The organism is Chromatocurvus halotolerans (assembly GCF_004340525.1).
Lineage (GTDB): Bacteria > Pseudomonadota > Gammaproteobacteria > Pseudomonadales > Halieaceae > Chromatocurvus > Chromatocurvus halotolerans.
This window is the reverse complement of sequence record NZ_SLWX01000030.1, coordinates 1-9,730: the sequence shown is the minus strand read 5'-3', so window position 1 is coordinate 9,730 and position 9,730 is coordinate 1. Positions and strand designations below refer to the sequence as shown.

Here is a 9,730-nt window from a genome sequence, read left to right as displayed (position 1 = left end):
CAGCGCCGCCGTCAGCGTCGTCTTGCCATGGTCCACGTGTCCGATCGTTCCCACGTTTACGTGGGGCTTCTTGCGCTCGAATGCTGCTTTTGCCATTCCGACAGTCTCCTTAAAACGGTAGCGCCTTCAGCGCCATCCAATTCATGCTTCACGGCGACCGCTCGGAGCGGACTTGCCTGTGGCCAACCACTTTTCAACAGCAGTGGAGCTCATAACCGGATTTGAACCGGTGACCTCTTCCTTACCAAGGAAGTGCTCTACCGACTGAGCTATATGAGCGCTTTCCCTGCCTTCTAACACTGGAGCGGGTAGCGGGAATCGAACCCGCATCATCAGCTTGGAAGGCTGAGGTTCTACCTTTGAACTATACCCGCCGCGTTGATCAATTCACCCGTCCAGCAAACTCACTTCTTTCCGACACTTGACCGCGACCTTAAATCACGGCTTTCTACTCTTGGTGGAGGGGGGTGGATAATTCGGGCCTTTGGCCCTCACCCTCCGGGTCGTCGCCTGTGGCGACGCTCTTCGGCGCTTCGCGCCTCCGTCAAACCTTGTGGTTCGAGCCCACCCCGTCCAACACACTCACTTCTTTCCGACACTTGACCGCGACCTTAAATCACGGCTTTCTACTCTTGGTGGAGGGGGGTGGATTCGAACCACCGAAGCTTTCGCGTCAGATTTACAGTCTGATCCCTTTGGCCACTCGGGAACCCCTCCGGAAGGCGGCACATTGTCCTGACCCGGTATAGGCTTGTCAACCTGTTTATGGCATGTTCCGGTCCGCCTTTGACGCATGCCTGACGAAAAAGTCGCGAATATCGTCTGCGCGCAGCCACCATGCCTGCACGATCCCAACCCTATGGGCTGACCACGGGAAGCCGCTCACGGAAAAATCGACCGTCGGCTGCCAGGCCTCCCGAAGCTGCTCCTGATAAATAGTGGGCACCGTCTCGTCGCCCCGGACCACGATGACACCCAACGGCTTTTCTCGGGCCGCCTCCGCGTACGATAACGGCTCCCAGTCAAATACCGCCGACAGCGCGTCCCGATAGGCTTGCTGATCATCGAAACCGAATTCACGGATCCGCCGCTCCCGGACCGACTGCAGGGCATCCTGATCGGTATAGGCAAGAATGTCGGCGACGGGAGCGCCCGCCGCAATAACAAAAGCTGCGGAAATGCGCGGCAGGCGCCCGACCGCCGTGGCTGCATGCAGGCCACCCACGCTGGTACCCATAAGACCGATGAAACGCTCAGGCGCCGCCTCGAGGATCCGCTCGATAGCGCGCTGGGCGCGCCCGAACAGTCGATGATGAATGCTGAGATCGAGGGAAGTTTCGGACATGCCCGTCCAGCCCTCGACCACATAGACCCCAAACCCTGCCTCGCAGAACAGCGAAGCGTAGCGGGACTCCAGGAAGGTCGTGCCGCCTGTCGGCGGCATGATGACAATTGCACGGTCAGACTCGCCCGCGGGCCTGTAGCGGATGATCTCGACATCAAAGCCGTTATCAGCAATGTTGTCTACTTCAGGCTTGCATGCATCCAAAACGTCAGGCCCTCCGTCGACGCTTCTGCAGGCTGCCAGAAACAGCAAGGAGAAGAGCGACAGCCACCGGGCCGCCCGGTGCCCCGACCTGACTGGAATGGTGGAGAACGTCATCGCTGTGCCCGGCGCCTGAACGGCACGAGATAATGACAGAAAACCGTGCCGCCTGATGCCCCAGCGCCGCTGCTGATAGCGCCGGCCTCTGGAAGGACGGGAATTTGGAGCTGGCGAGAGGAATCGAACCCCCGACCGGCTGATTACAAACCAAAAACTCGCCATTTTCCCGCTGATTCACAAACGTTCATAAACCTTTACATATCAGCCGCTTAACCGTAGCCTTGGTTACCTCGTGCTACGTTGAAATTCCCGATTTTTCACCCCAATCGTAGCACCAACGTAGCACGGGCCGACCGGCTGACTCGCGGTGACAGCCCCCTTATACAAGGCAACGCTATGGCGGCAAACACCCTCAACTTCACGAAAGCGGCACTCACTGCCCTGCCGGCAGCGCCGGCGGGAACGCGAGTAGACTACCACGATGAGCACGTGCGCGGTCTAATCCTTCAGGTCACCGACAAGGGCGGCAAGACGTTCTATCTGTATAAGCGCATCAACAAGAAGCCCAAGCGCTATCGGATCGCCCGCTTCCCGGATATCTCCGTTCAGAAGGCGCGAGATGAAGCAGAGGCACTCAGAGGCCGCATCGCCAGCGGCGAGAATGTCGTCCTGTCACGCGACGTCATCGATGCCAACGAGGTGACGCTCGACCAGGCCTACGCCCAGTTCCTGGAGGCGCGCAAATCGCTCAAGCCGAAAACCCGTTATCTGTATGACCGCGCCATGGCGGTCGCCTTCGCTGACTGGCGAACGCTGGCGCTGGCCGATCTGTCCAAGGACATGATTGGTCGGCGGCACACGGCCCTGACGAACGACCACGGGCCCGCCTACGCAGATGGCGCGATGCGCTTCCTGCGCTCCGTCTATAACTTCGCCTACGCGATTTACGAGGACCATAAAGGCAATCCGCTGCTACCGGTCAACCCGGTCCAGCGGCTATCGCAAGCCCGCTCATGGAATAAACCGAAGCGGCGAACTACCTGGATCAGCCCAGACCAGATGCCAGCCTGGCTGGCGGCCGTCGAGAAACTCCGACAAGAGCCCACAGGCTCCACAGCAGCCAACGTCGGTGATTACTTACTACTGACTTTGTTTACCGGGCTGCGCAAATCCGAGGCCGGAGGGCTTAAATGGACAGATGTGAACCTGTCGGACAGGACACTGACGGTAGTTGATACGAAAAATGACAAGGATCATACCTTGCCCCTCTCTGACGCCCTTCACGACCTGCTAGCGCAACGCCAAAGGACCCGACTACACGATGTATTCGTTTTCCCCAATCGCAACCGCACAGGGCCCCTGGTCGAGCCGCGCAACCCGATGAAAAAGGTCACTGAGCAATCAGGCGTCGACTTCACGCTGCACGACCTGCGTAGAACCTTCTCGACGGTCGCTGAGCGCCTGGACATCTCGCACTACGCTCTCAAGCGACTGATGAACCATAGTCAGGACGGTGATGTAACCGCCGGATATGTGATGGGCGATATCGAACGCCTGCGTAAGCCTATGCAGCAGATTACCGACTTTTTCCTCAGCGCCGGGAAGGCTCCCAAAACCGCACAATCCATCGCAAACATGGAGGACGCCTAATGACGCAGACGCCTGATGATGACGATGGCGCGCTGGCGTGGCTGGATTACGAAGAACCCGAATCGCTACTACCGCTGCATACGTTCGCTCGATTCGACCCGCAGTCGGGGGCGGCACCGCCGGTATTTACCTTTCAGTTTGACAACATCATTCAACGTGCGCGGGGCCTGCTGGATGGCTGGACGGCAAGTCAGATTCAGGAAGCAGCGGATTACCTGGCGTTCCTCCTGTACACCACCCCTGACACCGAACAAGGCGAACCCCTACCGCTGGAATCACGCTCCTACGCGATAGCGCTGGCGGCCACGACATGGGCGAGGCAAAGACCACCCGATGCGGAACATCTTTGGGCCAAAGACATCCCAGACTCGTCGTGGCCAGCGTTCTTCGCCTGTTATGCCCTCGCCCACGTGGGCCTTGCGCACCTATGCTGCGCTCAGGCGCTGGATAATGATGCCACGGCGGAGCCCGATGACGGCTTTAGGGCGCAATTTGAGGTCGCCAGCGATCCGTCGCTTGGAGCGTGGCCACTTCGCGATGACACGCCTTTGTCGCGTGAGAGAGTAGCCGTCACAGGACTACACGCGATCACTGCAATGGAGTCCATCTGTGCCGCCGAGGCGCTGCAGAATGCCGAGGCACGGTTAGCGACCAAGAATACAGATCGCGCCCGAAAGGGCAGTGCCGCGAAACATGCGAAATCCCAAAAGTTGAAGCGACGAGTGAAAAAGCTATATCTCGCCGACCCCGACTTTGCGCCAGATAGCCCGAAAGCGCTCAGCAGGCTCCGGATTGCGGAGATTATTTGGGAGCACCTGCTTACCGATGATGACCGCCAAGCGCTGACCGGCAAGAACCCGACCCACACCCTTGCCAGATGGATCGGAAGCTTCAACAGGTTCACATAGTTAATTCCGCGCTCTACTAGTCGAGCAGTAACCTTGGAGCCAGCACCGACTGTCCGGCGATGCGCCCGCGAGCTTAACTTTCTATCAAAAATTGCTTAGCATCTGCGCCTATTGTCGCAGGAGGCGCTATTTTGTCCGAACTTTTTCGTGCACTGCTTCGTGGACTCCGTAAATTCCTGAAATGGTCTTTAATCCTTGTGGCTGTAATGAGCTTAGGGGGATTAAGCTACCTCGCTGTAAAGCGCCACCATGAGCTGACTTACATGACCAAGCATGACTGGCAATTTCAAGACAGTTGGCTTGATGGGGGAACCCAGTGGAGAAAGGCGACTTACGATAATGATCTACCAGACACGATTATCTTGCGCCGCGTCTATCCGGATGACAGAAAATCCGTCTATGCGCTACTCAACCAAGATCAATCCTTATTCGTGGTCGCCTTTTGGCATGTCGAATGCGTGGTTGGCACCGAAATCACCACTTCTGCCAAGTATGGTAATGGAGACCCGTTTGTGCTGACGTGTGATGAAGATGCAGAACTTGGAACGACATACCTTACAACTACTGCGACCTTCGAGTCGGGGTACAGGGATGCCGAGTGGCGTCAAAATTTCGATGGTTTTTGGGTCAACGAAAACTTCGGTGGATATAAGTGGGATTTCAGTGAAGCAGTTAAGCTACGGACGATACAGCGAGCAGTTAAGCCCTCGGCGTCAAACAGTTAATCGCGCGCTACCACTGCTCGCAAGATAACTCTCCCCCAACGCGAAAGCACCCTAAAGCAACAATGGGGTCCAGCCGGATCGGACGCCAAAGCAACCATCCATAGCGTTTGCCTGCAAAAGCATGCGTCTGCCTGCAGACGCAACCCCGTTTCTTGTCATCCGAATCCACTCGCTCTCAAATGAGGACTGTTCACACCGATACCTCAACAAGGAGCGATATCCATGAAAGTCCCGTCCAGCAACGTTTCAAAGCTACTAACGCCCGACCAAGTCGGCGACATACTTGGCGTTACGCCGCACACGCTTGCCGTGTGGCGATCAGAAGGCCGTTACGAGCTGCCATACATTAAAACCGGGCGTTTGGTCCGGTATCTCATGGAAGACGTGCAGACCTTTATCCAGGCGCGCCGCCGCACGGCGCCGGATGAATAAGTCATGACAGACTTCAACGTAAAGTCCATAACGTCAAGAAATCTTGTGGCGAAGGGGTCGCCGGCAGAAACGGATTCGCAGGCAAGTGAAAGTTTGATCCCGCTGAACCTGACGGTTCCGGAGGGTTTCGAACTTATGGATAACGGCGTCTACAAGATCACGCCCCAGGGCCAGCACCGACTTGTCTCCGGACCCGCCTGGGTCAGCGCAAAAAACCGCGATATCTCTGGCAACGGCTGGGGTATCCATGTGCAATGGATTGACCAGGATGGCGTGCATCGGGAACGCGCCTTTCCCAACCGCCAGCTCCATGAGCGCGCGCAATCCGCCGTCATTAGCCATCTGGCAGACGAAGGCCTGCATGTCATACCAGGCCAGGAAAGCCCACTGTTAAGCTACCTCGGAAGTTTTGATACTGACCACCGGGTCAACTCCACAGCGCAAACGGGCTGGCTGACCGATCCCGAGCTACCGCTGAGCTATGTATTGCCGAATTCGGTTCTCAGTAGCGACCCAGACCTGCCGATTGCCTTCCAGCCGGAGCGATTCAGCCCTAGCGCGGACAGCTTGCAGGAAAAGGGCTCATTGAAGCATTGGCAAGCGCAGGTAGGCCGATATTGCGGGGGCAACCCCATTCTTCAATTTACGGTATGTGCGGCCTTGACTCCGCCTCTCCTGCGGTTTGCGGAAATGGACAGTTTCGGCATTCATCTTTACGGCGCCAGTAGTCAGGGCAAGACGACCGCCCTGCAAGTTGCCAGTAGCGTATGGGGAAATGGTTCCGATCCGGCCGCTTCTGCTCAGTCGAGCATTCAACGCTGGAATACGACGGCAAATGCGCTTGAGGGACTTGCAGCGGCACACAACGACGGATTGATTGCATTGGATGAAATGGGCACCTTCACCGGGTTCGATTTCGGCGCTGTTGTCTACAACCTCATGGGCGGGCAAGGCAAGGCGCGCATGAACGATCGAGGCGGCATGCGCTCTTTGCGTACTTGGCGGCTCTTAGCTCTCTCGACCGGCGAAATCTCCATACAGGCAAAAATTAAGGAAAGCGGCGGTAAGGTCAAGGCTGGGCAAGTGAACCGCTTTTTGGATGTTCCAGTGACCGACCGAATCATTCATCCAAGTCACGACATGGCGCCGGCGAGGCTCGCAGACCGCCTCAAAGAGGCGTCAGGGCAGTGCTATGGGACACTGGGCCCCGCATTTGTGGATATGCTGATCCACTCCGCACCCGACGCCGCCGCGCTGGCACACTACATTAAGCAGCTGATGAGCCAATACGCGGCCCTGCTCCAGGGAAATATTCAGCTGGAAACGCACCAGGCTCGTGCACTCAAACGCTTTGGCTTGATATGCACAGCAGCGCGTCTTGCCTCGGACTTCAAATTGCTACCCTGGCCGCTGGAAGAAACGATCAGCGCCATCGCAAGCGCGGGTCGGACCTGGCTGTCAGCGAATGTTGGCGACGCAACGCGGGGCATTCTGGCAATACGGGACTTTATTTTCCAGAACCAGACCAGTAAGTTTAAGATCGCGCAGGAATTCTCGTCCGAAAAGTGGCCGCCAGTTTATGATATTGCTGGCTACTATCTACCTCAAAAAGAGGTCTATGCGTTCACGTCGGAAGGGTTCGAACGCGCCTGCGCGGGACTCGATCCCAAGGGGGTCGCAGCGACGCTCGATAAGAACAACCTTCTCTTGAAAAATGAGCCCGGCCGGCTAACGGCCAAACTATCAATACCGGGCGTAGGCAGCCGCGTCCGCCTATATACCGTTAAATCGAACATACTCGACGTCGACCTCGCAGGCAGTGATTAATTTGGGACAGCGGGACACATGGGACGCTCTGGCACCATGGCGGTGCTACCTGCTCGGCGGGTTTGGCCCTCGCTGGGACAGGCCGGGACAGCTGTCCCAATGCGTCCCCGCCCGATATGGCCTTCGGTCCGGTCGAAACACCATATATATGCCGCGCTGTCCCGACTGTCCCGCCGTCCCACGTGCTCAGCTGCCTATGAAGGGGCGCGCTCACTTCCCATATGGGAAATAGACCACTATTGGGCTAACAGTGTCCTTTAACGCCACCACATGCCACCGCCTATACCCCGCTTTTGAACCGATTCTGATGCACTGAATTACCTCTACGTCATGGCCTAATTTAAGTCCAGCCCCGAAAATAGACCAGAAGCAAACGAACAGGGCCAAAGGTGAACATATGCTCGACCCAGATCAAATTCGTCAAGCGCGACATGCGCTTTCACTCTCTCAGCACGAGCTAGCGCGGCGTGCCAGAGTGTCTCGTACGGCACTAAATCAGTTTGAACAGGGGAAGTATCAACCGGGGCTTCATTTTTGTCGAAAGTTACTGGATTATTTTGAGACGAAAGGAATCCACCACGAATTACTGAGCGAGCCGCAGCGTGCGACAACGGGCCACTGGAGCGCGTTGGCTGACGACGCGACAAACTCGCATACGGCGCAAAATGAAGAAGCAGGCCCAGAGTGCGCAGAACAGGAGGCGCCTGGCGCGGTAGCGATACTAATAGGGCTAGGCCTAAGCCTGATCATTGGCCGCAGAATAGGCCTGTAGCGCCGCTGACGCGCTCAATCAAACGCGCAGCAAGTCAGAAGACAGAAACTCATAAGAAATGTTAATCCGTTGGCGGTCGATAGCCCTTGCTGGATTTAGGACAGGTGATGTTATACGTTCGTGCAGGTGTGTCTAGCCGTCAAGACTCCATTCGACTCAAAACTGCACCGGAAACACAGGAATTATTCAAGTGAGTGACCAAGGTGAAGCTAAAACAAAGCCAGATACATCCGAAACGAAAGTTGCGGAGGAGTCTGAGCCGTCGGAGGCCGTGGAGGAGTCTGAGCCGTCAGAAGTTGCAGAAGCGATTGGGGTTAAAGAAGTAATAGAAACTTTTCTTCACCGGATTCTCGACATTGAGGATTGCGCAAAAGAATACCTATTTGCGGCAGTCAAGGCGTATAACGACAACGCCGAGAAATTAACGGAAGACATTGAAAGACATCAAGGGGCGCTTGAGGATGAGAAAGACGAAACGGTTAGAGTTCTTACACTTAAGGAGTTAAGAAAAACACTCAGGGAGATCGAAAGACACAATAAGTCTTCCCGCGTAACCACACTAGAGAAAAGCCTTTTTATTAACCTATTTTCGGTCTTTGATAAATTTGTGGGAGATTTGGTGGCCGTTCTTTACGGCAAGCAACCGGACTTATACAAGAACATCAATAAAGAAATATCTTTGTCCGAAGCTCTAAAATACGGCTCAATGGAGGAACTACGCCAAGTATTTTTAGATCGGGAAATAGAATCAATCAGACGAAAAAGTTACCTGGAGCAATTTAAGGATTTAGAAAACAAATTCTCGATAAAACTAACGCAATTCCCTGAGTGGCCAATATTCATCGAGCGCGCTCAGAGAAGAAATTTATTTACACATTGCGATGGAATAGTAAGCAAGCAATATCTAGATTCTTGCCGGGAGGCAGGCTGCCAATTAAAAGGAGACGTCGCACTAGGTGATCAGCTAAAAATTGGGCCGAAGTACCTGTTCGAGTCATGCAGGTTGATATGCCAAGTGGGAATCATGTTAGGCCAGACTCTTTGGCGAAAAACCCAAGAGGATGACCTCGAAAAAGCAGACTCCCACCTCAGTTCTATCGTGTTTAACTATTTACATATGGAGCACTGGGGTAAAGCAATTTCTATTAGCAAGTTTGCTCAGGCTTTACCAAAAATATCTACTGATGAAATAGAAAGAATATTTTCTGTTAACCACGCCATTGCGCTTTGTGCGATCGATAAGCGAAAAGAAGCAAAGGCTATCCTTGATATGAAAGACTGGTCGGCGACCACACACGACTTCAAACTCGCGTATGCCATTCTTACAGATGACTACGCGAAAGCGGAAGAGATTATGTGCAAACTTGGTAAGAAAGGCGAACTGATCAATGAAATTTCTTATCATGATTGGCCCCTATTTCGGGAGTTCCGTGATTCTAAAGAGTTTTTTAGCGCCTACGAGAAGGTCTACGGCTACAAATACTCTTCAAAGCTCAGTGAAATAGCAGAAACAAAAAAATCGGAGGTGGAACATAGGAAAGATTCAGCCAATGAGGAATAGACCAAACAAAGCCATGCACGCGCCAAGGATTGGATGGCTAGCCAGGGCGGCAGAGGGCCCGGAACGCGCTGCCGCAAGCACAAGGTGATCAGCCTGCGTACTATAAACCGTTGCGCGCCAAAATCGCGTACACCAAGCACCACCCAGTCAACAGCGGTAGATGTCAAGATAGTTGCCGCGTAAATCATCCGGTTTCTCGTAACTGGTGACTATCGACGCTCTGGCCACAAAGACCTTCTCGCTCGGGGT

General features: G+C 54.8%; 9 protein-coding genes, 3 tRNA genes and 1 other RNA gene. 7 read left to right on the top strand and 6 right to left on the bottom strand.

Going from position 1 to position 9,730, the window contains the following annotated elements; translation table 11 throughout:
• From EV688_RS17085 to EV688_RS17060, 6 genes are all read right to left on the bottom strand, one after another.
• Positions 1 to 96: GTP-binding protein (locus EV688_RS17085; protein ID WP_131917715.1), on the bottom strand; the 96-nt coding region annotated here is incomplete at its 3' end.
• A gap of 107 nt (positions 97 to 203) precedes the next feature.
• Positions 204 to 279 (bottom strand) — tRNA-Thr (locus tag EV688_RS17080).
• Positions 280 to 300: 21 nt separating this feature from the next.
• A tRNA-Gly gene (locus EV688_RS17075) sits at positions 301 to 374 on the bottom strand.
• Between the two features lie 81 nt (positions 375 to 455).
• Positions 456 to 585: non-coding RNA, RtT sRNA (locus EV688_RS17070), on the bottom strand.
• A 48-nt stretch (positions 586 to 633) separates the two neighbouring features.
• A tRNA-Tyr gene (locus EV688_RS17065) sits at positions 634 to 717 on the bottom strand.
• A gap of 46 nt (positions 718 to 763) precedes the next feature.
• Entirely contained in the window at positions 764 to 1,549 is a 786-nt protein-coding gene (locus EV688_RS17060) for a prolyl oligopeptidase family serine peptidase (RefSeq protein ID WP_165876899.1), read from the bottom strand.
• Between the two features lie 453 nt (positions 1,550 to 2,002).
• Between EV688_RS17060 and EV688_RS17055 the strand changes: the two genes are divergently transcribed.
• From EV688_RS17055 to EV688_RS17025, 7 genes are all read left to right on the top strand, one after another.
• Complete coding sequence (locus EV688_RS17055; protein ID WP_117319712.1) at positions 2,003 to 3,256, top strand: tyrosine-type recombinase/integrase; 1,254 nt, start codon at positions 2,003 to 2,005, stop codon at positions 3,254 to 3,256.
• Positions 3,256 to 4,164 carry a hypothetical protein gene (locus tag EV688_RS17050; RefSeq protein WP_117319711.1) on the top strand — a complete coding sequence of 303 codons (909 nt, stop codon included), beginning with the start codon at positions 3,256 to 3,258 and terminating at the stop codon, positions 4,162 to 4,164. The genes EV688_RS17055 and EV688_RS17050 overlap by 1 nt, the downstream gene beginning before the upstream one ends.
• Before the next feature lie 131 nt (positions 4,165 to 4,295).
• A complete protein-coding gene (locus tag EV688_RS17045; protein WP_131917721.1) occupies positions 4,296 to 4,889 on the top strand; it encodes a hypothetical protein in 594 nt (197 codons plus the stop codon).
• Between the two features lie 222 nt (positions 4,890 to 5,111).
• Positions 5,112 to 5,321 (top strand): helix-turn-helix domain-containing protein, encoded by a 210-nt coding sequence (locus EV688_RS17040; RefSeq protein ID WP_117319709.1) that lies wholly within the window; start codon positions 5,112 to 5,114, stop codon positions 5,319 to 5,321.
• 3 nt (positions 5,322 to 5,324) lie between these two features.
• The gene (locus EV688_RS17035; protein WP_117319708.1) at positions 5,325 to 7,148 is read left to right on the top strand and encodes a DUF927 domain-containing protein; all 1,824 of its coding nucleotides are present in this window, start codon (positions 5,325 to 5,327) and stop codon (positions 7,146 to 7,148) included.
• Positions 7,149 to 7,545: 397 nt separating this feature from the next.
• Positions 7,546 to 7,920, top strand: a complete 375-nt coding sequence (locus EV688_RS17945; RefSeq protein WP_117319707.1) for a helix-turn-helix transcriptional regulator — start codon at positions 7,546 to 7,548, stop codon at positions 7,918 to 7,920.
• Positions 7,921 to 8,110: 190 nt separating this feature from the next.
• A complete protein-coding gene (locus tag EV688_RS17025) occupies positions 8,111 to 9,481 on the top strand; it encodes a hypothetical protein (protein ID WP_117319706.1) in 1,371 nt (456 codons plus the stop codon).
• Positions 9,482 to 9,730 lie beyond the last annotated feature (249 nt).

Coding starts and splice junctions, on each gene's coding strand:
- EV688_RS17055 (WP_117319712.1), top strand. CDS start 2,003: ATGGCGGCAAACACCCTCAACTTCACGAAAGCGGCACTCACTGCCCTG.
- EV688_RS17050 (WP_117319711.1), top strand. CDS start 3,256: ATGACGCAGACGCCTGATGATGACGATGGCGCGCTGGCGTGGCTGGAT.
- EV688_RS17040 (WP_117319709.1), top strand. CDS start 5,112: ATGAAAGTCCCGTCCAGCAACGTTTCAAAGCTACTAACGCCCGACCAA.
- EV688_RS17035 (WP_117319708.1), top strand. CDS start 5,325: ATGACAGACTTCAACGTAAAGTCCATAACGTCAAGAAATCTTGTGGCG.
- EV688_RS17945 (WP_117319707.1), top strand. CDS start 7,546: ATGCTCGACCCAGATCAAATTCGTCAAGCGCGACATGCGCTTTCACTC.